Annotated in this window: 18 protein-coding genes, 1 tRNA gene and 1 pseudogene; 8 read left to right on the forward strand and 12 right to left on the reverse strand. The window is 74.7% G+C overall.

Translation table 11 applies throughout. From position 1 onward, the window contains the following. Positions 1-69 precede the first annotated feature (69 nt). Positions 70-1,293 carry a cytochrome P450 gene (locus QC282_RS20725; protein ID WP_279551010.1) on the forward strand — a complete coding sequence of 408 codons (1,224 nt, stop codon included), beginning with the start codon at positions 70-72 and terminating at the stop codon, positions 1,291-1,293. A gap of 8 nt (positions 1,294-1,301) precedes the next feature. On the opposite strand, the gene QC282_RS20730 is transcribed toward QC282_RS20725, so the two are convergent. Genes QC282_RS20730 through QC282_RS20740 form a run of 3 tightly spaced genes read right to left on the reverse strand, consistent with a single transcriptional unit; the run spans position 1,302 to position 3,876 of the window. Continuing rightward, entirely contained in the window at positions 1,302-1,808 is a 507-nt protein-coding gene (locus QC282_RS20730) for a hypothetical protein (protein WP_279551011.1), read from the reverse strand. Continuing rightward, positions 1,805-2,443 carry a sigma-70 family RNA polymerase sigma factor gene (locus QC282_RS20735; RefSeq protein WP_279551012.1) on the reverse strand — a complete coding sequence of 213 codons (639 nt, stop codon included), beginning with the start codon at positions 2,441-2,443 and terminating at the stop codon, positions 1,805-1,807. The genes QC282_RS20730 and QC282_RS20735 overlap by 4 nt, the downstream gene beginning before the upstream one ends. Beyond that, a complete protein-coding gene (locus tag QC282_RS20740; protein ID WP_279551013.1) occupies positions 2,440-3,876 on the reverse strand; it encodes a S8/S53 family peptidase in 1,437 nt (478 codons plus the stop codon). The genes QC282_RS20735 and QC282_RS20740 overlap by 4 nt, the downstream gene beginning before the upstream one ends. Positions 3,877-4,023: 147 nt before the next feature. Between QC282_RS20740 and QC282_RS20745 the strand changes: the two genes are divergently transcribed. Continuing rightward, on the forward strand, positions 4,024-6,591 hold the full coding sequence (locus QC282_RS20745) for a CHAT domain-containing tetratricopeptide repeat protein (protein ID WP_279551051.1): 2,568 nt from the start codon (positions 4,024-4,026) through the stop codon (positions 6,589-6,591). A 171-nt stretch (positions 6,592-6,762) separates the two neighbouring features. Here the strand turns inward: QC282_RS20745 and QC282_RS20750 are convergent, their stop codons facing one another. After that, a complete protein-coding gene (locus tag QC282_RS20750; protein ID WP_279551014.1) occupies positions 6,763-8,823 on the reverse strand; it encodes a LuxR family transcriptional regulator in 2,061 nt (686 codons plus the stop codon). Positions 8,824-8,917: 94 nt separating this feature from the next. Here QC282_RS20750 and QC282_RS20755 point away from each other — a divergent pair, with 94 nt between their 5' ends. Continuing rightward, the gene (locus QC282_RS20755; RefSeq protein WP_279551015.1) at positions 8,918-10,006 is read left to right on the forward strand and encodes a M12 family metallopeptidase; all 1,089 of its coding nucleotides are present in this window, start codon (positions 8,918-8,920) and stop codon (positions 10,004-10,006) included. A gap of 130 nt (positions 10,007-10,136) precedes the next feature. Here the strand turns inward: QC282_RS20755 and QC282_RS20760 are convergent, their stop codons facing one another. From QC282_RS20760 to QC282_RS20775, 4 genes and pseudogenes are all read right to left on the reverse strand, one after another. Continuing rightward, positions 10,137-11,066: a Cof-type HAD-IIB family hydrolase gene (locus QC282_RS20760; RefSeq protein WP_279551016.1), complete on the reverse strand. Its 930-nt coding sequence runs from the start codon at positions 11,064-11,066 to the stop codon at positions 10,137-10,139. A gap of 88 nt (positions 11,067-11,154) precedes the next feature. Continuing rightward, positions 11,155-11,228, reverse strand: a tRNA-Pro gene (locus tag QC282_RS20765). A 289-nt stretch (positions 11,229-11,517) separates the two neighbouring features. Then, positions 11,518-11,708, reverse strand: a pseudogene (locus QC282_RS20770) (PIG-L family deacetylase); the annotation flags it as partial. A 29-nt stretch (positions 11,709-11,737) separates the two neighbouring features. After that, positions 11,738-12,592 carry a LysR family transcriptional regulator gene (locus QC282_RS20775; RefSeq protein WP_279551017.1) on the reverse strand — a complete coding sequence of 285 codons (855 nt, stop codon included), beginning with the start codon at positions 12,590-12,592 and terminating at the stop codon, positions 11,738-11,740. A 68-nt stretch (positions 12,593-12,660) separates the two neighbouring features. Here QC282_RS20775 and QC282_RS20780 point away from each other — a divergent pair, with 68 nt between their 5' ends. Continuing rightward, positions 12,661-13,554, forward strand: a complete 894-nt coding sequence (locus QC282_RS20780; protein ID WP_279551018.1) for a DMT family transporter — start codon at positions 12,661-12,663, stop codon at positions 13,552-13,554. A 16-nt stretch (positions 13,555-13,570) separates the two neighbouring features. On the opposite strand, the gene QC282_RS20785 is transcribed toward QC282_RS20780, so the two are convergent. Beyond that, on the reverse strand, positions 13,571-14,572 hold the full coding sequence (locus QC282_RS20785; protein ID WP_279551019.1) for a LacI family DNA-binding transcriptional regulator: 1,002 nt from the start codon (positions 14,570-14,572) through the stop codon (positions 13,571-13,573). 111 nt (positions 14,573-14,683) lie between these two features. Between QC282_RS20785 and QC282_RS20790 the strand changes: the two genes are divergently transcribed. Further along, positions 14,684-15,844 carry a Gfo/Idh/MocA family oxidoreductase gene (locus QC282_RS20790; protein ID WP_279551020.1) on the forward strand — a complete coding sequence of 387 codons (1,161 nt, stop codon included), beginning with the start codon at positions 14,684-14,686 and terminating at the stop codon, positions 15,842-15,844. Here QC282_RS20790 and QC282_RS20795 read toward each other — a convergent pair. Further along, entirely contained in the window at positions 15,825-16,868 is a 1,044-nt protein-coding gene (locus QC282_RS20795; protein ID WP_279551021.1) for a LacI family DNA-binding transcriptional regulator, read from the reverse strand. The two genes, QC282_RS20790 and QC282_RS20795, sit on opposite strands and share 20 nt — an antisense overlap. Positions 16,869-16,975: 107 nt before the next feature. Between QC282_RS20795 and QC282_RS20800 the strand changes: the two genes are divergently transcribed. The 3 genes from QC282_RS20800 (at position 16,976) to QC282_RS20810 (ending at position 20,034) form a co-directional block, all read left to right on the forward strand. Continuing rightward, positions 16,976-18,139 carry a phytanoyl-CoA dioxygenase family protein gene (locus tag QC282_RS20800; RefSeq protein ID WP_279551022.1) on the forward strand — a complete coding sequence of 388 codons (1,164 nt, stop codon included), beginning with the start codon at positions 16,976-16,978 and terminating at the stop codon, positions 18,137-18,139. Positions 18,140-18,154: 15 nt separating this feature from the next. Then, entirely contained in the window at positions 18,155-18,931 is a 777-nt protein-coding gene (locus QC282_RS20805) for an SDR family oxidoreductase (protein ID WP_279551023.1), read from the forward strand. A 98-nt stretch (positions 18,932-19,029) separates the two neighbouring features. Continuing rightward, positions 19,030-20,034, forward strand: coding sequence for a Gfo/Idh/MocA family oxidoreductase (locus QC282_RS20810; protein WP_279551024.1), 1,005 nt, complete (start codon positions 19,030-19,032; stop codon positions 20,032-20,034). Positions 20,035-20,094: 60 nt separating this feature from the next. Here the strand turns inward: QC282_RS20810 and QC282_RS20815 are convergent, their stop codons facing one another. Both QC282_RS20815 and QC282_RS20820 read right to left on the reverse strand, forming a co-directional pair. Continuing rightward, the gene (locus tag QC282_RS20815) at positions 20,095-20,997 is read right to left on the reverse strand and encodes a sugar phosphate isomerase/epimerase (protein ID WP_279551025.1); all 903 of its coding nucleotides are present in this window, start codon (positions 20,995-20,997) and stop codon (positions 20,095-20,097) included. Between the two features lie 5 nt (positions 20,998-21,002). Further along, positions 21,003-21,911 (reverse strand): ATP-binding cassette domain-containing protein, encoded by a 909-nt coding sequence (locus QC282_RS20820; protein WP_279551026.1) that lies wholly within the window; start codon positions 21,909-21,911, stop codon positions 21,003-21,005. Positions 21,912-21,913 lie beyond the last annotated feature (2 nt).

Consider the following 21,913-nt stretch of genomic DNA (forward strand, 5'->3'; position numbering starts at 1 on the left):
AAAGGGCTGTGCCACCGGCTGGAGCACTCCCGCGCGACAGGCGCCGGGCCCCGCCCCCATGGTGGAGGGATGACCGAGGAGACCTCCACGCTGACCGGCCAGGACCCGCCCCCGGTGCGGGACTGGCCCGCGCTCGACCTGGACGGGACGGAGTTCGACCCGGTACTCGCCGCGCTCATGCGCGAGGGCCCGCTGACCCGGGTCCGGCTGCCGCACGGCGAGGGCTGGGCGTGGCTGGCGACCCGCTACGACGACGTCAGGCTGATCACCAACGATCCCCGCTTCGGCCGCGCCGAGGTGACGAAGCGTCAGGTGACGCGGCTGGCACCGCACTTCAAGCCGCGGCCCGGATCACTCGCCTTCGCCGACCAGCCGGACCACAACCGGCTGCGCAAGGCCGTCGCCGCCGCCTTCACGGTGAGCGCGACGAAACGCCTGCGGCCCCGCGCCCGGGCGATCCTCGACGACCTCGTGGCCGGCGTGGTACGGGACGGCCCGCCGGCCGATCTGGTCGAGCGGGTCCTGGAGCCGTTCCCGATCGCCGTGGTCAGCGAGGTCATGGGCGTGCGGGCGGCGGACCGCGAGCGGGTGCACGCCTGGACCCGGCAGATCATCTCCACGTCCGGCGGCGCCGAGGCAGCGGAACAGGCCAAGCAGGGCCTGTACGGGTGGATCACGGACACCGTCAGGGCGCGGGCCGGCAGCACCGGCGACGACGTGTACGCGCTGCTCGGCGCCGCCGTCGCCCGCGGCGAACTCACCGAGGCGGAGGCGGTCGGACTCGCCGGGCCGCTGCAGATCGGCGGCGAGGCGGTCACGCACAACTGCGGCCAGATGCTGTACCTGCTGCTGACCCGGCCCGAGCTGATGGCCCGGATGCGGGAGCGGCCCGAGAAGCGGGGCGCCGTCCTGGACGAGCTGCTGCGCTACGTCCCGCACCGCAGCTCGGTCGGCCTCGCCCGCATCGCCCTGGAGGACGTCCACCTGCACGGCGTGCGCATCGCCGCGGGCGAGCCCGTGTACGTCTCCTACCTGGCCGCCAACCGCGACCCGGACGTCTTCCCGGAGCCGGACCGCATCGACCCCGACCGTGCCCCCAACCCGCATCTGGCGTTCGGCAACGGGCCGCACTTCTGCACCGGCGCCGTGCTCGCCCGCCTGCAGACCGAGCTGCTCGTCGGCACGCTGCTGGACCGGCTGCCGGGGCTGCGGCTCGCCGTGCCGCCCGAGCGGGTGCCGTGGCGGCACCGGACGATGATCCGCGGCCCGCGCAGCCTGCCCTGCACCTGGTGACGGCGCTTTCAGGCCCGCAGCCACTCCGTGACGACCGTCTCCCCGCCGGTGCGCACCCGCAGCGCGAAGGGACCGGCGGGCCGGACGTCACCGGCGAAGCGGCCCATGTCGTCGGCCGTCAGCGGCACCGTGGTGCGCGGGCCGCCGAGCACCTCGATGCGGGCCGGCCCCGGCGGCAGCACCTGACCGATCAGGCCCTCGCCGGTCACCTCCACGTCCACGGTCACCTCGCCCGCGGTGAACGTCAGCATCCGCGGCACGTCCGCGGCTCCCCGCACTGGGATGGCGTCCACCAGCGAGTCGAACGTCAACTCGGCGATCCGGGCGTCCAGATCGTGCAGGGCGAAGGCGTCCACGGCCAGTTGCCGCAGCTGGGGCGGCACCGGGTCGAGGACGACGGCCGCCTGCCGCAGCTCCTCCTCCAGCACGTCACCGCCGAACTCCTCGTCGTCCAGGGGGTCTCCGTCGAAGGGTCCCGGCCGGGCCGGGCCGCCGTCGATGCCGTCGTCGCTCATGCCGTCCCCCTCGATTCGAGCCGCGCCCGCAGCCGGCGCAGGCAGCGCTGGCGCGTCGGTCCGATACTGCCGACGGCGATGCCCAGCGCCGCGGACACCTCCTGGTAGCTGGGCGGCGGCGAGGCGATCAGCACCCGCAGCAACTGCCGGCACCGTTCGCCGAGCTTCTCGAACTCCTGCCACAGCCTGCGAACCCGCTCGCTCTCGGCGGCGGCCTCCTCCGAGTCGAGCACCGACTGCTCCGGCGTACGGCCCTCGCTGACCCGGTCCAGCAGCTGCGGATCGTCCGTCGGAGTCATGCGCCGCAGCGCCTTGATGACCTTCAGGCACTCGTGCCGCGCGGTGCTCGCGAGCCAGGAACCGGCCTTCTCGGGTTCCCGCAGCCGACCGAGATGCTGGGCGAAGCGGAACCACACGGTCTGGTAGACCTCGTGCGCGTCGGCGTCGGAGAGCCGGTGCGCGCGCACCACCGACCACACCAGCGGGCTCAGCCCTTCCACAATCGCCTTCCAGGCCGCCGCGTCGCCGTCGGCGGCGGACCGGACGAGCGCGCCGACATCTGCACGGTCCACGGCTCCACCCCTCGTGTACGGCCAGTCATCGTACGCCGTGGAGGGGACGGTTCCGGCCCTCATGACCGGGGGGCGGGCTGCACCACGGGCACCGGGCGCCATGTGGGCGGCCTGAGCGCCGGTGCGTACGCCCCGTGCACTTCGGCGAACCCGGTGTTGACGGCGAGGAGTTGCCGCAGCGCCACGCGCGGGTCGGTCTCCTTGTGCGCCGTCATGTGCGCGGCGACCGCCCCGGCGACCACCGGGGTCGCGAACGAGGTGCCGCTCCAGTACGCCGGTCCCTCGAACATCACCTGGTCCGGCTTGCTCCCGGTGCCCTCCTGCTCCTCGCTCAGCACGCCGGTGTGCCGGGGGTACTGGCAGGTGCAGGGGTAGTCGAAGCCGTAGCGGCAGGTGTCGTAGGTGGAGTGCTGGTAGACGTACGGGACGGGGGTGCCGAAACCGGTCAGGGCACTGGTGAGGCGCTCGCCGGGGGCGTAGGCCTTGACCCAGCCGCCGTGGTTGCTGAAGCAGGCGCCGAACTCGCCGTCGCCGCGCAGCGCGCCGACGGACAGCACGGCCTCGGCGTAGGCGGGCTGGTCGGCGTAGGCGGCGGGCCAGAAGGGCGTGGCGCTGCCGTTGTTGCCGGCCGCGGAGATCAGCAGCGTGCGCTGTTCGCGCAGGGCCCGCATGAAGTTCTCCACGCCGAGCAGGCCGTCGGTGCGGCCGTTCGCGGTGCCCGCGGACAGGCTGAGGATGTCCGGCCAGCCGTGCCGGTCGACGGCCTCGAAGAGCTTCTCGCCGAACTCCGACTCCAGGACGGCGCCCGCGTCGTTGAGGCCGCCGCCGACCGTGATGTCCGTGTTGGGCGCGACGGCGGCGACGAGCCCGGCGATGAACGTGCCGTGGCCCGCGTACTGCTGGAGGACGCCGTTGTCGTCGGTCTCCCTGACCTGCAGGTCGCCGTCGGTGTGGGCGAGCAGCGGCCAGGACCGGTAGTCGTGCATGAGTCCGGTGTCGACGACGAGGACGCCGACGGCGGTGTCCGGGTCGTGCGGGCCCTCTGCCGGGGCCGGGTTCGGTGGCTGGCCCAGTGGCGCCGGTACGGGTTCGTCGCCCGGGCAGGCGTTCACGGCGATCGACACCACGTGGTTGCGGGTGACCAGCGGGCGGCCCGCGCGCGACTCGGTCTCCCGCAGGGCGCGCAGGGCGACGGCGACGGAACGGTCGCCGCGCCGGTCGCCCCGGCCGGGGTCGCCGACCCGGATGCGGGTGACACCGGAGCGGTTGGTCTCCGGGCTCGCGCGGCGCACCCGGTCCTCGCCCAGGTCCGCGACCGTGGCGAAGTGCCGGCGCACGGTGTCCTCGACGAGCCGGGCCTCCTCTCCGTCGCGGGCCAGCACGACACCCTTCTCGTAGAGGAACTCGCCGGAGTCGTCGGGTCCCATCGCCAGCGGGACGTCGGGCATCGAGCGCTGGATCTGGTCGAACTGCTCGTGGAATCGCTGAGGTGCCATGGCGTGTCCTCCCCGTTGGGCCGGCGGTTGTCAATCAGAGCCGCCGGGACGTCGATTGATACAGGACCGAACCGTTCCGGGGCGTCGGATGGCACTACCATCCGAGGGGTGACAGCGGGAAGCGACTCCGTTCACGATCTGCTGCCGATGGTGTTCGCCGCCCCCGGTGAGGCCCTGGCCGGGGCGGAAGAGGTACTCGCGGCCGACCCCGCACCGCTGCGCGCGTCCGTCGCGCACCAGGTGATCGGCATCTGGCAGCGGGACTTCGGCGATCTGCGGCTCGCGCTGGCGCATCTGCGGCGCGCCCGCGATCTCGCCGCCCGCGCCGACTCCGCCGAGCGGGAGGCCGACGTGCTCGCCACGCTCGGGGTGGCGCTCGTGCACGCGGGCCGCACCCGGCAGGGGCTCGCCGCGTTCGAGCGGGGCGTCGCGCGCGGCGCCGGGCACACCCGGGCCCGGGTGCTGTACCGGCGGGCGTACGTGTGGTGGGTGCTGGGCCGGCACCGCGAGGCACTGGAGGACGTACGGCGGGCCGTGCCCGTGCTGCGGCAGGCGGACGACGTGATCTGGACGGCGCGGGCCCTGACGCTGCGCGCCACCGTGCATCTGGCCCTCGGCGCGGTGGAGCGGGCCGACGCCGACTTCACGGCGGCCGAGGCGCTGTGGGACACCACCGGCCAGGAACACGACAAGGCGGACGCCGTGGAGAGCCGGGGCCTGGCCGCGTTCCGCTCCGGTGACATCCCGGCGGCGCTGCGGCTGCTGGACGAGGCCGAGGAGCGGTACGCGAAGCTGGGCACGCCGACGTTCATGCTGAACATCCGGCGCTGCGAGGTGCTGATGGCGGCCGGACTCGCCCCCGAGGCGCTGGCCGAGGCGGACGGGGCGATCGCGGCGCTGGACGGCATCGGCGGGCAGTCGACGCGCAAGGCGGAGCTGCTGCTGGCCGCCGCGCGGGCGGCCCGGCTGGCGGGTGATCCGCAGACCGCGATCGCGCGCGCGGCCGTCGCGGTACGGCTGTTCGCCGGGCAGCGCCGCACCTGGTGGGAGACGCACGCGCGGCTGGTGCTGATCGAGGCGCGGGTGGCCGCCGGGCGTGGTTCGGGGCGGCTGGTCGCCCACGCCGCGGCGGTGGCGGCGAAGCTGGCCTCGTTCGGGGCGCCGGCCGCGCCGGAGGCGTCGCTGCTGGCGGGCCGGGTCGCGCTGGGACTGGGCTGGACGGCGGACGCGGAGCGGCACTTGGCCGTCGCCGCCCGCAGCCGACGCAGCGGGCCGCCGCCGGCCCGGGTCACGGGCTGGGTGGCGCAGGCCCTGCGGGCGCAGGCCGCCGGGTCCGCGCGGGGCGTCCTGGAGGCCTGCCGGCGCGGCCTGGACGTGCTGGACGAGCACCGGATGACGCTGGGCGCCTCCGAGCTGCGGGCGCGGGCGACGGCGCAGGGCGCGGAACTCGCGGCGCTGGCGCAGCGCGCGAGCCTGGTTCCGGGCGGGCCGCGCCGGCTGCTGGTGTGGAGCGAGCGGTGGCGGGCCACGGTGCTGTCGGCCCCGCCCACCCGGCCGCCGGCCGATCCCGCGCTGCTCAGCGGGCTGACCGCGTTCCGGGAGATCGCGGCGCGCGCGGAGGCCGCCCGGATGGAGGGCCGCCCCGTCCCGGCGCTGGAGCGCGAACAGCGGCGCCTGGAACGGGAGATCCGGTCCCGGACCCTGCACATGCGGGGCGACGCGTCCGGCGACGGGCACCGGTTCGAGCCGGGCCGGCTGCTGGAGCGGCTCGGCGACGGGACCCGGCTGGTGGAGCTGGCCGTGCTCGACGGGCGGGTCCACGTGCTGCTGTGCGGGCAGGGACGGGTGCGGCGGTTCGAGGCCGGGCTGCTCGCCGACGCCGAGAAGGAGGCCGAGCACGTGCAGGCCGGGCTGCGGCGGCTGGCCCACCCCGGCGCCGAGGCCCGGCTGCCGGTGGTGGAGGCCGCGGGCCGCCGGCTGGAGGAGCTGCTGCTCGGACCCGCGGCCGGGCACCTGGGCGCCGGCCCGGTCGTGGTCGTGCCGCCGGGGCGGCTGCACCGGGTGCCGTGGGCGCTGCTGCCGTCGATGCGGGACCGGGTGGTCAGTGTGTCGCCGTCGGCGAGCAGTTGGCTGCGCGCCCGGGAGACCGCGCCGCCGCCGGACGGACGCCAGGTGCTGGTGCGCGGTCCGGGGCTCGCGACGCGCGGCGCCGAGGTGCCCGAACTGGCCGGCCGGTACGCGGCTCCGACGGTGCTGGAGGACGACGACGCGCGGGTCACGCGGGTGCTGGAGGAACTCGACGGTGCCGCGCTCGCGCACATCGCGGCGCACGGCACGTTCCGCGCCGACAGCCCGTTGTTCTCCGCGCTGCGGATGGCGGACGGGCCGCTCATCGTGCACGACTTCGAACGCCTGGCCCGCAGCCCGTACCGGATCATCCTGTCCTGCTGCGACACCGCGCGGTTCGCGTCGGTGGGCGCCGACGAACTCCTCGGTCTGGTCACCGCGCTGCTGCCGCTGGGCACGGCGGGGGTCGTGGCGTGCAGCGCGCCCGTCAACGACGCCGCGGTGGTGCCGCTGATGCTCGCGCTGCACAAGGGCGTCGGCGCCGGGCTGTCCCTGGCGGAGGCACTGCGCGACGCCCGTGCGGCGATGCCGGGGGACGCCGTGCACCAGGCGACGGGCTGGGCGTTCTCGGCGTTCGGGGCGGCGTGAACGGCCTCGCCACGCCGGTTGACGGTCCGGGAGCCGGACCCGCCACGACCGGGCACCCGGTCGCCGCAGCCGTGGGCGCCACGCGATGCGAGGTGCCGCGACCGCGCACGCTCGGGCCACCGCCCGACATGTCCGCGCGGCATGTCCGCGCGGCCGGAACCACCGCACCCCTCACGCCGGTTGGGTGTCCGGGAGCCGGATCAGCCAGGGCAGGGCGCGGCGGTCGGCGGAGCCGAGTCTGGTGTACGCGCTGTAGAGGTGGTTGCCGACGGTGCGGACGGACAGGGTGAGGCGTTCCGCGATCTGGCGGTTGCTCAGGCCGGCGGCGGCGAGGGTGACGATCTGCCGCTGCCGGGCGGTGAGTTCACCGAGGACGAGGCCCGACAGCGCCGGGGTGCGGGCGCCCTGGCAGCGCCGGGCCAGCGCGGCGGCTCGGGTGCGGGAGGTACGAGCGGCGCTCGGGTCCCGGTGCACCCCGGCGGCCTGGGCGTACGCCTCGGCGGCGAACAGCAGGAAGCCGCGCTCCTCCAGCGCCCGGGCAGCCCGGTCCAGGGCGGCACCGTCACCGCGGGCGAGGGCCTCGGCGTGGACGGCGAACACACCGGTGAGCCGCGCACCGGCGCGCGCGGGCACGCCGCGCCGGACGGCGTCGTAGGGGTCGTCGCAGAGGCCGTCGTGGAAGTCGTCGTAGAAGCCGTCGGTGAGCGCCTCCGCGCCGCCGGTCTCGCGCACCGTCGCGAGACCGCCCGACTCCGAGGCGGCTGCCGCCAGTTCCGTACGGCAGGCCGGGTCGTCGCCCGCGCCGCGCAGGCCCTCCCGGGCCCATGCCGCGGCTTCCTTCAGCTCGCCGCGCAGCCGCGCGAACCGGGCGCGCACCGCCGCGTACCCGGCGGGCACGGGGTCGGCGCCCTCCGCCGCGAGCCACTCCCCCACGGGCGTCCGCGTGTGCCGTACGTCGGCCCGCGCGATGGCCTCTTCGAGTGCGGCCGCCTCGGCATCGAGGGCGGGCCGGCACCGGTCGGCGCTCCCGGTCAGCCGCCGTGCCCGCAGCCGCCCGGCGGTGGCCCGCAGGGCCGGCCCGTACAGCGGATGCGCGAGCCGGACCGCGCCGTGCTCGTCCACGTGCACGAGCCCGTCGGCCTCCAGACGTTCAAGGGTCCGCAGGGCAGGGCCGCCCCCGTCGCCCGGGCGGGGCAGCGAGCGGACGGCCGCCGACGTGGCGGGTCCCCAGCCGAGGTCGCCGTCGGCCCGGACGGCGGGATCGGCGGACAGGGCGCTATCGGCGGGATCGGCGGGCCGCGGTCCGTCAGCCTCGACGCCCTCCGGACGAAGCGGCACAACGAAGTCGCCTGCCCCGCTTGCCGATTCGCCCGCGCCGAAGTCCTGGAGACCCTGGGAGTGCTGGAGGCTCTGGAAGTGCTGAAAGCCCTGGGAGTGCTGGAAGTCCCGGATGCCCAGCGGCAGCGGTTCCGCGAAGGCGAGGCGGTCCAGGATCTCGCGCTCGCCGGGTGCGGTGCGGTCGAGGACGTGCGCGGTGCGGTCACGGACGGCCGCGGTGACCGGTACCGGGCCGCGCCACGCCCACTCGTCGGTGCCGGACACGCGGGTGAGGAGCCCGCGTTCACGCACCGCGTCCAGCAGGGCCCGCAGCAGCCGCAGATCGCCCCGGCACAGGCTGTGCAGCCGGTGCGCGGTGAGCGGTTCCGGTTCCCGGCCCGCGCCCGCCGTGAGCAGGTGCGCGGTCTCCTCGCGCGGCAGTGTCTCCAGGGCGAGGCGCGGCAGCAGTTCGCCGGTCCACAGGCGGGTGATCGCGCCGGGTGCCGCGGCCCCGTCGGTGGCAACGACGACCAGCCGGGTGCGGCCCTGCACGGCGAGTTGGTGGACGAGGGCGGCGGAGGCGTCGTCGAGCAGGTGCGCGTCGTCGACCAGCAGCAGCCGTACGCCGGACAGCAGGCGCACCGCGCGGTGCAGGGTGACCGACTCGGGCAGCAGGTGGGCGAACGCGGCGAACGGTATGTGCCGGGCCTCGGGCGTCCCGGCCGCCCGCGCGCAGTCCGTGCCGCGCACCGCCTCGGTGACCAGCCGGGTCTTGCCGCTGCCCGCCGGGCCGGTCACCACGATGCCCTGCCGGCCGGCCGCCAGGGACCGTCGGACCAGTTCCCGTTCGTCCTCCCGGCCGGTGAAGGGCCAGGGCGGTGGAAGCGTCTTGGCGTCCTGTTCGAAAGTCGTCACGGAATCAGGAGCACGGATACTCACCCTTGATACAGGGCGACTTGAGTAGCCCTCGACTCAGGCGCCCGGTCCGGGCGGCGGGCAACCTGTCCGCATGACCACCGCCCGCTACTGCTCGCTCGCCGAGGCACCGGGCCCCGGCTTCGCGCCGGGGCTGGCCGCCGAACGGCTCGGCGCGCTGGCCGGCGGGCGGCGCACATGGGTCAACGGCACCGTCCTGCACTACTACTTCTACGACGACGACTGCGACGGCTCGGTGATCGCGGTGCCCGGCACGGGCGGGACGCGCCACGTCTCGTGGGCCGGGGCCAAGGAACAGCAGGACGTGGTCCGTGAGTGCTTCCAGGAGTGGAGCGGCCTCGGCATCGGCGTGACGTTCCGCGAGGTCACGGACCGCACGGAGGCCGAGCTGCGCATCGGGTTCCAGCTCGGCGACGGCTCCTGGTCGGCGGTGGGCCGGGACGCGCTGCGGGTCGGTCTGACCGAGCGCACGATGAACTTCGGCTGGGACCTGACCGCGCCGGGCGAACGCGGCACCGCCCTGCACGAGATCGGGCACGCGCTCGGCATGCTGCACGAGCACCAGAGCCCGTTCGCCGGTATCCACTGGGACGACGAGGCCGTGTACGCCGAGCTGGCGGGCCCGCCGAACCACTGGAGCCGGGAGACGACCGACCGCAACGTCCTGCGCAAGCTGGACCCCGCGGAGGTCAACGGCCACGTCTGGGACCCGCAGTCGGTCATGGGGTTCGCGTTCCCGTCGGGGCTGATCCTGGAGCCGGAGCAGTACCGCGCGGGGCTGCACCCGTCCGGCACGCTGTCGGGCGCCGACAAGGAGTTCGTGCTGCGCCGGTATCCGCCTGCGGCCCCGTCCGGGCCGCAGGCGCTGGTGCCGTTCCGCTCGGTGCCGCTCGGTCTCGGGCCGGGCGGGCAGGCCGACTTCGTCGTGGAGCCGGCGGAGACCCGGCAGTACACGGTGGGCACCTTCGGCGACAGCGACACCGTCGTCGTGGTCTTCGAGGAGCGGGACGGGGAGCCGCGCTTCCTCGCCGGCCGGGACGACGGCGGTACACCGCACAACACCACGATCCGGGCCCGTCTCGTCAAGGGCCGCCGCTATTTCGTCCGGGTGCGCCTGTACTCCGCCTGGGGTGCGGGCGAGACGGCGGTCATGTGCTGGTGACCGTACGTCGTGCTCCGGACGCGCATGCCACTGTCCGGCACCGGGGAACGGCCGGGGATGTCACCTTCGGGGGAGGGTGACATCCCCGGCTGTGCCATCGCCGGCCAGGTGCATCCCCGGGTGCCCCGTCTCACTCCGCGGGCAGGTCCAGCAGGCGGGTGATGGTGCGCAGCACACCGTTGTCGGTGTGGGCGGGGGCCAGGTGCCGGGCCCGCGCGACGACGTCGGGGTGGGCGCCCGCCATGGCGAAGGACCACTCGGCGGTGTCCAGCATCTCCAGGTCGTTGAGGTAGTCGCCGAACGCCATGGTCTGCGCGGGTGTGATGCCCAGGTCCCGCTGGAGCCGGCGGATGGCGGCGCCCTTGTTGGCGGTGCGGTTCATCACGTCGACCCAGTGCTCGCTGGAGACGACGACCTTGTGGGTGTCCGCGAACGGCTCCAGGGCCGGTGCCGTCGTCCGCGCGGCCGGACCGAAGTCGAACACGGCGACCTTGATGACGTCGTCGTCCACGGCGGTCGCGTCCTCGACGACCCGGTGGGCCACGTAGTACTTGCGGACCTCGGCCAGGAACGCCTCGTCGGTCCGCTCGACGTGGGCGGAGCGCTTGCCGCACACGACGGCGCCCACGTCCGCCCCGCCGGCCGTCAGCCGCCGCACGGTCTCGACCACGCGGGCGACGACGCCGGGGTCCATCGGGTCGGAGCTGAGCTCGACGCCGTCGCGCACCACGTAGGTGCCGTTCTCGGCGATGAACACCATGCCCTCGTCGGCGCCGGCGAACTGCTGGGCCAGGGTGGCGTACTGCCGGCCGCTCGCGGGGCTGAAGAGGACGCCGCGCTCGCGCAGCCGTTCCAGCACGCGGCCGAGTCCGGCGGGCAGGCGCCCGGCCCCGTCCAGCAGCGTGCCGTCCATGTCGGTGACGATGAGCCGGATGCCGGCGGGTCCGTCGGCGGGCGCCGGTATGTCTCGGCCACCGGACTCGGCCGGGTACGGCGCATCCGGAGCGGGCGGCGACGGCACAGGTGACGGGGTGGCCGGGGTGGCCGGGGAGAAGGGCATGGGGTCCTGGTTCCTGACGGGAGCGCGGCGGTCTGGACGTACGAAAGGCCCTCGCGGGCTGTCCGCCCGCGAAGGCCCCTTCGCAGTGTCGGGACGACAGGATTTGAACCTGCGACCCCTTGACCCCCAGTCAAGTGCGCTACCAAGCTGCGCCACGTCCCGGCGCGTCTGCCCCGCTCGGGGGAACACGCACGTCAACTCTACCTCATGGGTCCGGCGGCGCCGGGCCGGGCCGGCGCGGGCCGCCGCGTGCGGGGCGGCGGCCCGCGTGGCCGCTCCGCCCCGTCCCGGGTCGGTGAGCGGCCGGGTGCCCCGCTGGACGGGGCGCAGGTGGGTGCCGAGGAGGCCGGTGCGGCCCATGGCCTCGTGGACGGTGGCGACGCCGTACCCGGCGAGCGCCTCGACGTCCTTGGGGTCGGCCTTCGGGAGGCCGGTGACGATCACGCGCTCGTGCCAGCTCCTTCGTGACCTGCGGGTAGGGGCGCAGGTACGCCTCGGCCCCGGTCCGGTGCGGCAGGGCCAGGTCGGGTCCGGCGTTCCGCCTGAGCTGGACGCCGCGGCGGACGGCGAGGCCGGTGTAGTAGTCCCACAGGTCCTCTGGGCGCCGAGGCACTCCATCGCCGCGCGCTTGGTGTCCCACACGATTTCGTCGGCGTTGCCTGCCGGCGCCGTCACGCCGAGCCGTACAGCGACGTCAGCAGTTCCATCACCGCACGGGCCGCCGGGTGCGGATCGCTGCGCCACCAGGCGAGCCATACGGCGATCGGCTCGGCGTCCCGCACCGGCCGGTAGACGACGCCGGGCCGCGGGTACTGGTTGGCCGTCGACTCGGCCGTGGTCCCGACGCACCGGCCGGTGGCGATGACGGTCAGCCAGTCGTCGACGTCCTGGGTCTCCTCCACGGCCGGGCGCGCCTCGGGCGGCCACAGGTCGGCGGTCGTGGTCCCGGTGCGGCGGTCGACCAGCAGCGTGCGCCCGGTGAGATCGGCGAGCCGCACCGAACGGCGCCGCGCCAGCGGATCGTCGGCGGCCATCGCGCACAGCCGCCGCTCCAGCCCGACGATCACCGACTCGAACCGCCGGTCGTCGGGCGCCCGGCGCACGACGGCCAGGTCGCACGCGCCCTCCGCCAGACCGGCGGTCGGCGAGTTCGTGCGCACCAGGTGCAGCTCGGTCTCCGGGTGCCCGGCGCTCCAGCGGCGCTGGAAGGGCAGGGTGTGCCGACCGAGCGCCGCCCAGGCGTACCCGATCCGCAGATGGGCCCGGCCCGACGTGACCTCGCGGACCAGGTCGTCCACCTCGGCGAGCACCCGCCGGGCGTGCGCGACCACCCGCAGTCCGGTGCCCGTCGGCGCGACGGAACGCGACGTGCGCGTCAACAGCCGTGCCCCGAGGGCGCGTTCGAGGGAGGCCAGCGTGCGGGAGACGGCGGCCTGGGAGACGCCGAGCGCGAGGGCGGCGTCGGTGAAGGTGCCCTCGTCCACGATCGCGACGAGGCAGCGCAACTGTCGCAGCTCCACATCCATGACGTCATCGTATAGATCCGTCGCCGCATGCATTTTGCGCATGTGCGGGTGCGGCACACCATCGCCGTATGACCGACGCATCCATACGTGCGACGACCCGAACCGCCGAGGTGTCCGCCCCGCAGCCGTCCGGCGGGCGGCTCGCCGGGGTGGCGACCATGGTCGGCAGCGGGCTGTCCAACCAGACCGGCGCCGCGATCGGCGCCCTCGCCTTCCCCGTCATCGGGCCCGCCGGGGTGGTCGCCGTGCGGCAGTACGTGGCCGCGCTCGTCCTGTGCGCCGTCGCCCGGCCCCGGCTGCGGGCGTTCACCTGGCCCCAGTGGTGGCCGGTGCTGCTGCTGGCGGTCGTGTTCGGGACAATGAACCTCTCCCTCTACACCGCCGTCGACCGGATCGGCCTCGGCCTCGCCGTGACGCTGGAGTTCCTCGGCCCGCTCGCCATCGCCCTGGCCGCCACCCGCCGCCGCGTGGACGCCTGTTGCGCGGTGATCGCCGCCGCGGGCGTCGTGACGCTGATGCGCCCGCAGCCCTCCGCCGACTACGTCGGCATGGGCCTAGGCCTGCTGGCCGCCGTGTGCTGGGCGTCGTACATCCTGCTCAACCGCACCGTCGGGCAACGCCTCCCCGGCGCGCAGGGGTCGGCCGCGGCGGCCGGTGTGTCGGCGCTGCTGTTCCTGCCGGTGGGGATCGCCGTCGCCGTCCACCGTCCCCCGACCGTGCCGGCCCTGGGCTGCGCCGTGGCGGCGGGCGTGCTGTCCTCGGCGGTGCCGTACCTGGCCGACCTGTTCACGCTGCGCCGGGTACCGGCCGCGGTCTTCGGGCTGTTCATGAGCGTCAATCCGGTGCTCGCGGCCGTGGTGGGGTGGGTGGTCCTGGGCCAGCGGCTGGGCGCGGCGGAGTGGGCGGGCATCACGGCCGTGGTGGCGGCGAACGCGCTGAGCATCATGACGTCGCGCCCCTGAGGCCGCCGCGGGGAGGTCACGGCGGCGGCGCGCCCGTCGTCCCCCGGATCTCCAGCACCGGCGTCGCCAGATGCGTACGGCCCTGTGTGCCGGGTCGGTCGAAGCGGTCCAGGAGGCAACGGGCGGCGTGGCGGCCGACCTCGTGGCCGGCCTGGTCGACGGTGGTGAGCCACAGGTGGCGCAGCCGGGCGACGCCGGTGTTGTCGTAGCCGGCGACGGACAGGTCCCGGGGCACGCGCAGGCCGAGTTCCCCGGCCGCCGACAGGGCACCGACGCAGGTGATGTCGTTGACGGCGAAGACGGCGGTCGGCCGGTCGGGGCGGCTGAGCAGCCGGACGGTGGCCCGGTAGCCGCCCTCCTCCGTCATGTCGCTGGGCTCGACGAGCGCCCCGCCCGCCAGGCCGTGCTCCCGCATCGTCGCCTCGAAGCTGCGCCGGCGCAGTTCGCCGACGGCGCCGTAGCCCGCGATGTGCGCGATGCGGCGGTGCCCGAGGCGGACCAGGTGCTCGGTGGCGAGCCGTGCGCCCTTCTCGTCGTCGCCCGCGACCACGTCCACGCCGGGCGGCACCGGCTCGCGGGCGCCCGCGACGACGACCGGTATCCGCGCGGCGACGGGCCCGAGCGCGGCCGGGTCGGGCAGCGTGCCGACCACGACCAGACCGTCGACCCGCAGGTCCAGCAGCGGGCCCGCCGGGTCCTGGCCGGTGCGGCGGTTGAGGCGGGCGTCGGCCAGCAGCATGTGCAGACCGGCCGCGTGCAGCAGGGAGTTGAGGCCGTCGAGCAGGTCGGCGAACCACGGGTTGCGCAGGTCGTTCAGCAGGACGCCGACGGTCCTGGTGCGCTGTTCGCTGAGGCTGCGGGCGGCGGCGTTCGGCCGGTAGCCCAGGTCCCGCGCGGCCCGCAGCACGGCGTCCCGCTTCTCGGGGCGCACCTGCCCGGAGCCGCGCAGCACCAGCGAGACCAGCGACTTGGAGACGCCGGCCCGGTCGGCCACGTCGCGGATCGTCGGCGGTCGCATGGTGTGGACCGTTCCATGCGGTGCGGCGGGTTGTCAAAGGCTTGACACTCCCCGGTGGGCGCGCTCAGGGTGGCGTGGACAGGTCGTGGAACGGTCCAAAGAGGGGCTCTCATGGTGGACGCGCTCGGTGTCGCCGTCGTCGGATTCGGCTGGATGGGCCGGGTGCACACCCAGGCGTACGCGCGCGTGCGGCACCACTATCCGCAGCTGCCGCTGCGCCCCGAGCTGGTGACGGTCGCCGAGGAGGTGCCGGGCCGGGCCGAGGAGGCCGCCGCGCAGTTCGGGTTCGCCGCCACGGCCCGCGACTGGCGCGAGGTGGCCGCCGACCCGCGCGTCGGAGCCGTCAGCATCACCGCCCCGAACTTCCTGCACCGCGAGATCGGCGTCGCGATGGCCCGGGCGGGCAAGCACATCTGGATCGAGAAGCCGGTGGGCCTCACGGCGGCGGACGCCCGCGCGGTGGCCGACGCGGTCGCCGAGGCCGGTGTGCAGGGCGCGGTCGGCTTCAACTACCGCAACGCGCCCGCCGTCGAGGCCGCCCGCGATCTGATCGCCGCCGGGGAGATCGGCGCGGTCACGCATGTCCGCGTCCGGCTGTTCAGCGACTACGCGGCGCATCCCGAGGGCGCCCTGACGTGGCGGTACGAGCGGGAGCGCGGCGGCAGCGGAGTGCTGGGCGACCTCGCCTCGCACGGTGCGGACCTGGCCCGTTTCCTGCTCGGCGACATCGTCTCGCTCACCGCCGACACGGCCGTCTTCGTGCCCGAGCGGGCCCGCCCGACCGGCGCCACGGCGGGCCATTCGCGCGCCGCGGGCGGCGAGTTGGGCCCGGTCGAGAACGAGGACTACGTGAGCTGCCTCCTGCGGTTCGCCTCGGGCGCGCGGGGCGTACTGGAGGCGTGCCGGGTGTCGGTGGGCGAGCAGAACAACTACGGCTTCGAGGTGCACGGCACCAAGGGCGCCGTCTCCTGGGACTTCCGCCGCATGAACGAGCTCGGCGTCAGCCGCGGCACCACGTACCAGGACCAGTCCGTCAGTACGGTGTACGTCGGCCCGGGGCACGGCGAGTTCGGCGCGTTCCAGCCGGGCGCGGCGAACGCCATGGGCTACGACGACCTGAAGGTGATCGAGGCGTACCGCTTCCTGCGGTCGGTCGCCGAGGGCACACCGTACGGGGCGACGCTCGCGGACGCGGTGCGGAGCGCGGAGGTGCTGGACGCGATGGCGCGCTCGGCTCACAGCGGCGCGTGGGTCACCGTAGAGGCGCGGTAGGCACGTCGGGCGGCATGTTGTAGGGCGTCACGACCTGGATCGGGGACGGCAGGGTGGGTCCGGCGGGCGGCAGCGCGCCGTGCGCGCGCATCAGGACGCGGCAGGCCTCGCGCACGTCCTGGCGCAGGTCGTGGTGGAGGACGGCGGACAGCCGGTGCTCGGCCAGCAGCCGGGTGTTGTCCTGGTCGAGGTCGTGCGCGACGAACACGGCGCACTCGCGGCCGGCGTCCTCGAAGGCGCGCAGGGTGGCGATGTTGCCGCCGCCGATGGAGTAGACGGCCCGGATGTCCGGGTCCCGGTCCAGGGCGGCGCGCACCAGGTCGTACTGGGTGGCGTCCAGGCCCTGGCCCTCGGTGATCTCGACCAGGGTGCGGCCGGGGCAGCGGGCCCGCATGACGCCGCGGAAGCCCATCTCGCGTTCCTCCTCGTTGCGGAAGAAGCCGCTGCTGAGGCTGGTGAGGACGTTGCCGGGCCGGTCGCCGAGCCACTGCTGCGTCAGGTAGGCGGCCGTGGCGCCCGCCGCGCGGTCGTCGATGCCGACGCGGCCGACGCGGGCGCTCGCGGGCAGGTCGGTCACCAGCGTCACGACGGGGATGCCGGCGGCGGCCAGCCGGCCCACGGCGGCGGTGAGCTCGGGGACGTCGGGCGCCTTGAGGATCACGCCCTGGGAGCCGCGCCGGGCGATCCGGTCCAGGACCCGGACCAGTTCCGCGGCCGGGCCGGTCTCGCGGAAGTGGAAGCGGGAGCGCAGCACCGCCGGCTGCAGCGACGGCAGTTCGGCCTCCAGGGCGGCGCGGACGGCGCTGGAGAACCGCTCCGGCGCCTGCATCACGATGTCCGCCATGAAGGTGCGGCCGACCAGCCGGACCTGGGTGCGCTGGCGGTCCAGGTCGGCGATCGCGCGGTGCACCTCGCGCGCGGTGCTCTCCCGGACCCCGCCGCGGCCGTTGAGGACCCGATCGACGGTGGCCTCGCTCAGCCCTGCCTGGCGCGCTATTTCCCGGATCGGGAACGGGTGCCCCATGCCACGGCTCCTTGAGGGGTTTTTGATGGCTCGCTGCCGGTTGTTCGACGGGTTTGTCAGGACAAGAATGACAGCGCTGCGGCGACCCTGTCACCGAAAGGACGACGATGTCCACGACTCCCGCGCGCCCCCGCGTCCGGCTGTCCGGGCGGGACTGCGACCTCGACGCCTTCCGGGCGCTGACCGAACGGGCCACCGACCTCGCCGGCTGTCCGCACGCCACGTCCGTCGAGCGGAACGTGCCGGTCTACGACAGCGACCGCGTTCTCGCGGCCGACCGCTGCGCCGTCCAGGAGGAACTGGTCGGCGCCCTGACCGACGGGCCCGGCGTCGTGGTCCTGCGGGGCGCCTTCCCGGACCCGGCGGTCGTGGACCGGGCGACGGCCGTGTTCGACGCCCTGATCGCCGGGCAGCGCGCCGCGGGCACGACGGCCGGCGACCACTTCGCGAAGCCGGGCGCCAACGACCGCGTGTGGAACGCGCTGGAGAAGACCGCGCTGTACGACGCGGAGGTCTTCGCCGACTACTACGCGAACGACGTCCTGGCCCTGGTGTCCGAGGCCTGGCTCGGCCCCGGCTACCAGATGACCTCGCAGGTCAACGTGGTCAACCCGGGCGGCGTCGCGCAGGCCCCGCACCGCGACTACCACCTCGGTTTCCTCGGCGACGAGGCCGCGGCGGCCTACCCGGCGCACGTGCACCGCCTCTCCCCGGTGCTCACCCTCCAGGGCGCCGTCGCGCACTGCGACATGCCGGTGGAGTCCGGGCCGACGATGTACCTGCCGCACTCGCAGAAGTACGAGCCCGGCTATCTCGCCTGGCGGCGGCCCGAGTTCCGGGCGTACTTCGAGACGCACCACGTGCAGCTGCCGCTCGCCAAGGGGGACGCGGTCTTCTTCAACCCGGCGCTGTTCCACGCGGCCGGGACCAACCGCTCGGCGGACGTGCGGCGCACGGCGAACCTGCTGCAGGTGTCGTCCGCGTTCGGCCGCGCCATGGAGACGGTGGACCGCGAGGCGGTCGCCGCCGCGGTGTACCCGGTGCTGCTCAAGCGCAAGGCGGCGGGCGCGGACGCCCGGTCGCTGGACAACGTGATCGCGGCGAGCGCCGAGGGCTACCCCTTCCCCACCAACCTGGACCGCGATCCGCCGGTGGACGGGCTCGCCCCGCCCTCGCAGGCGGACCTGGTGCGGCGGGCGCTGCGCGAGGAGTGGGATCCGCGGGCGCTCCGTGCGGCGCTGCGGGCGGGCGCCGAGCGGCGCGAGAGCTGAAAGGACCTTCCTGGTATGGGACTTCTCGACGACAAGGTCGTCCTCGTCAACGGCGGCAGCCAGGGCGTGGGCGCCGCGGTCGCCCGCGCCGCGGTCCGCGAGGGCGCCGTCGTGGCCGTCACGGGGCGGCGCCCGGAACCCGGTGAGGCGCTGGTGGCCGAACTGGCGGAGGCGGGCGGCGAGGCGGTGTTCGCCCGGGCCGACCTGGCGGACGCCGAGCAGGCGAAGGCGGCGGTGGCGCGCGTGGTGGAGACGTACGGCCGGGTCGACTGCCTGGTGAACTCCGCCGGGCTCACCTCCCGGGGCACGCTGCTGGACACCACGCCCGAGCTGTTCGACCAGCACATCGCCGTCAATCTGAAGGCGCCGTTCTTCGCGATGCAGGCGGCCGTCGCCGACATGGTGGCGCGCAGGGCGCCCGGCACCGTCGTCAACATCATCACGTCGTCGGCGCACGGCGGACAGCCGTTCCTGGCGCCGTACGTCGCCGCGAAGGCCGGGCTCGTCGGACTGACCCGCAACGCCGCCCACGCGCACCGCTGGGACCGCATCCGCGTCAACGGCCTGAACATCGGCTGGACCGCCACCGAGGGCGAGGACGCGACGCAGCGGGCCTTCCACGGCGCGGGCGACGACTGGCGCGAACAGGCCGCCGCCCGGCTGCCGATGGGCAGGCTCGGGCAGCCGGACGAGATCGCAGACTTCGTCGTCCTCCTGCTGTCGGACCGGTCCGGGGTGGTCACCGGCTCGGTGATCGACTGGGACCAGAACGTGCTCGGCGGGCTGGACTGAACGCGCGCGCCCGGGCCCGTCCGGCACACGGACCGGCCCGAGGGGCGACCGGGGTCCGGGCGACGGACCGCAACCACACAAAAGGAGCAGCAGAGCACATGCGCATGGGCATTCTCGGCCTCGGCCGCATCGGCGCCTTCCACGCCGAGACCCTCTCCGGGCTCGACGCCGTCACCTCGCTCGTCGTCGCCGACCCGGTGACGGACGCCGCCAAGTCCGCCGCCGAACGGTTCGGTGCCGAGGTCGCGGACTCCCCCGAGGCCCTGCTGGCCGCCGGGGTGGACGGCCTCGTCGTCGCCGCCGCGACCGACGCCCACCCCGCCCTGATCCGCGCCGGGGTCGCGGCCGGCGTGCCCGTCTTCTGCGAGAAGCCCGTCGCCCGCACCATGGCCGAGGGCGTCGAGGTGCTGCGGGCCGTCGAGGGCAGTGACGTGCCGATCCAGATCGGCTTCAACCGGCGCTTCGACGCCGGGTTCGTCGCCGCGCGGGAGGCGGTGCGCGGCGACGAACTGGGCAAGCTGCACACCGTGCGCTCCACGACGCTGGACCCGGCGCCGCCGCCGGCCGCGTACGTCGCCGCCTCCGGGGGCATCTTCCGGGACTGCTCCGTGCACGACTTCGACATCATCCGCTGGGTGACGGGCCGCGAGGTGACCGAGGTGTACGCCGTGGGCGGCAACCGGGGCGCCGACTACATCCGGGAGGCGGGCGACGCCGACACCACCGGCGCGGTCCTCACCCTGGACGACGGCACGATCGCCGTGGTGTCCAACAGCCGCCACAACGCCCGCGGTCACGACGTCCGCATGGAGCTGCACGGCTTCGCCGACTCGATCGCCGTCGGCCTGGAGGACAGGCTGCCGCTGCGTTCGGTCGAGCCGGGCGTGACGTTCCCGGCGGGCACCCCGCACGACTTCTTCATGGACCGCTTCGCCGCCGCCTACCGCGCCGAACTCACCGCGTTCACCGAGGTCGTCGCGGGCGCGCGGCCCTCCCCGTGCACGGTGGCGGACGCGCTGGAGGCGGGCTGGATCGCCGAGGCGTGCACGCTGTCGCTGCGCGAGCACCGGCCGGTGACGGTGGCGGAGGTGCGCGCCGGCTGACGGGTCCCGCCGTGAAAGAAGGGCCGGGCCGCGTCGCCCGGCCCTTCTTTTCTCTTGCCGTCAGGCCCCGCAGGACCGCAGGAACCTGCGGGTGCGCACCGCGATGGGCAGCGGCTTGTCCGGCTCGCAGGGGTACATGTCCTGCTCCACGATGGCGAACAGGTCCACGCCGAGCTTCTGGGCCGCCGTGAGCACCGGCCCCAGCTCCGGGACGCCGCCCGGCGGTTCGCACATCACGCCGCGCTGCACGGCCGGCCCGAACGGCACCCCGTTCGCCCGGACGTCCGCCAGGATCTCCGGGTCGACCTGCTTGAGGTGCAGGTAGCCGATGCGTTCGCCGTAGGTCTCGATGAGCTTGACGCTGTCGCCGCCGCAGTAGGCGTAGTGCCCGGTGTCCAGGCAGAGGCCGACCAGGTCGGAGTCGGTCGCGTCGAGGAAGCGCTCGACGTGCTCCTCGGTGTCGATGTGGGTGTCGGCGTGCGGGTGGACGACGATGTCCAGGCCGTAGCGCTCCCTCACCTCGTGGCCGAGCCGTTCCATGCCCCCGGTCAGGTGGGCCCACTGCTCGCCGGTCAGCTCCGGCGGCTCCAGGATCTCGGCGGTCTTGTCGTCGCGCCAGAAGGACGGGATGACGACGAGGTGCTCGGCGCCCATGGCCTGCGTGAGCGCGGCGACCTGGGCGACGTGGTCCCAGGTGGCGTCCCAGACGGCGGGGCCGCGGTGCAGGCCGGTGAAGACGGTGCCCGCGGAGACCTTCAGGTCACGGCGCTGCACCTCGTCGGTGAGACGGGCCGGGTCGGTGGGCAGGTAGCCGTAGGGGCCCAGCTCGATCCAGGAGTAGCCGGCCTCGGCGACCTCGTCCAGGAAGCGTTCCCAGGGCACCTGCCGGGGATCGTCCGGGAACCACACTCCCCAGGAGTCGGGGGCGGAGCCGACGCGGATCCGGTCGAGCACAGGGGCCATGTCTGTCAGTTCCCTTCGGACGGGGCGGGTGCGGGCGCCTGGAGGTCTCCCTCCTCGGGGAGTCCTCCGGTGTCGACGCCGCGGACCTGGGACAGTTCGTGCTTGAGGGCGGCCAGTTCGGCGCCGCCGGCCATGTGGTTGGTGAGCTCGTCGAGGCTCACCTCGCTGCGGGCGGCGCTGAGTTCGAGGGTGCCAAGGCGCAGCACGCTGAAGTGGTCGCCGACCATGTAGGCGTGGTGGGGGTTGTGGGTGATGAAGATGACGCCGAGGCCGCGGTCGCGGGCGGCGGCGATGTACTTGAGGACCACGCCGGACTGCTTGACGCCGAGGGCGGCGGTGGGCTCGTCCAGGATGAGGACGCGGGCGCCGAAGTGGACGGCGCGGGCGATGGCGACGCACTGGCGCTGGCCGCCGGAGAGGGTGCCGATGGGCTGTTCCAGGTCGTCCAGGACGATGCCCATGTTGCGCAGTTCCTCGTCGGCCGTCCGCTTCATGCGGTCGATGTCGAGGCGGCGCACCGGCCAGGGGCCCTTGGTCATCTCGGAGCCCAGGAAGAAGTTCCGCCACACCGGCATCAGCGGCACGGTCGCCAGGTCCTGGTAGACGGTGGCGATGCCCCGGTCGAGGGCCTCGCGCGGGGTCGAGAAGCGCACCGGCTCGCCGTCCACGAGGAACTCGCCCTCGGTGTGCTGGTGCAGCCCGGAGACGATCTTGATGAGGGTGGACTTGCCGGCGCCGTTGTCGCCGAGGACGCAGGTCACCTTACCGGGGTGGACGGCGAGGTCGACGCCGTGCAGGGCGCGGATGTTGCCGTAGGACTTGCCGGCGCCGCGCAGTTCGACGACGGGACCGCCCTCCTCGGGCGCGGGGTCCTGGAGCACGGCGCCGTGGGTGCCGGTTGCCTTGGGGGTCATGG

It is taken from the genome of Streptomyces sp. DH24, assembly GCF_029813775.1.
Lineage (GTDB): Bacteria > Actinomycetota > Actinomycetes > Streptomycetales > Streptomycetaceae > Streptomyces.

Coding starts and splice junctions, on each gene's coding strand:
- QC282_RS20730 (WP_279551011.1), bottom strand. CDS start 1,808: ATGAGCGACGACGGCATCGACGGCGGCCCGGCCCGGCCGGGACCCTTC.
- QC282_RS20775 (WP_279551017.1), bottom strand. CDS start 12,592: ATGGATGTGGAGCTGCGACAGTTGCGCTGCCTCGTCGCGATCGTGGAC.
- QC282_RS20785 (WP_279551019.1), bottom strand. CDS start 14,572: ATGCGACCGCCGACGATCCGCGACGTGGCCGACCGGGCCGGCGTCTCC.
- QC282_RS20755 (WP_279551015.1), top strand. CDS start 8,918: ATGACCACCGCCCGCTACTGCTCGCTCGCCGAGGCACCGGGCCCCGGC.
- QC282_RS20815 (WP_279551025.1), bottom strand. CDS start 20,997: ATGGCCCCTGTGCTCGACCGGATCCGCGTCGGCTCCGCCCCCGACTCC.
- QC282_RS20810 (WP_279551024.1), top strand. CDS start 19,030: ATGCGCATGGGCATTCTCGGCCTCGGCCGCATCGGCGCCTTCCACGCC.
- QC282_RS20735 (WP_279551012.1), bottom strand. CDS start 2,443: ATGAGGGCCGGAACCGTCCCCTCCACGGCGTACGATGACTGGCCGTAC.
- QC282_RS20760 (WP_279551016.1), bottom strand. CDS start 11,066: ATGCCCTTCTCCCCGGCCACCCCGGCCACCCCGTCACCTGTGCCGTCG.
- QC282_RS20800 (WP_279551022.1), top strand. CDS start 16,976: ATGTCCACGACTCCCGCGCGCCCCCGCGTCCGGCTGTCCGGGCGGGAC.
- QC282_RS20820 (WP_279551026.1), bottom strand. CDS start 21,911: ATGACCCCCAAGGCAACCGGCACCCACGGCGCCGTGCTCCAGGACCCC.
- QC282_RS20795 (WP_279551021.1), bottom strand. CDS start 16,868: ATGGGGCACCCGTTCCCGATCCGGGAAATAGCGCGCCAGGCAGGGCTG.
- QC282_RS20790 (WP_279551020.1), top strand. CDS start 14,684: ATGGTGGACGCGCTCGGTGTCGCCGTCGTCGGATTCGGCTGGATGGGC.
- QC282_RS20805 (WP_279551023.1), top strand. CDS start 18,155: ATGGGACTTCTCGACGACAAGGTCGTCCTCGTCAACGGCGGCAGCCAG.
- QC282_RS20725 (WP_279551010.1), top strand. CDS start 70: ATGACCGAGGAGACCTCCACGCTGACCGGCCAGGACCCGCCCCCGGTG.
- QC282_RS20780 (WP_279551018.1), top strand. CDS start 12,661: ATGACCGACGCATCCATACGTGCGACGACCCGAACCGCCGAGGTGTCC.
- QC282_RS20745 (WP_279551051.1), top strand. CDS start 4,024: ATGGTGTTCGCCGCCCCCGGTGAGGCCCTGGCCGGGGCGGAAGAGGTA.
- QC282_RS20740 (WP_279551013.1), bottom strand. CDS start 3,876: ATGGCACCTCAGCGATTCCACGAGCAGTTCGACCAGATCCAGCGCTCG.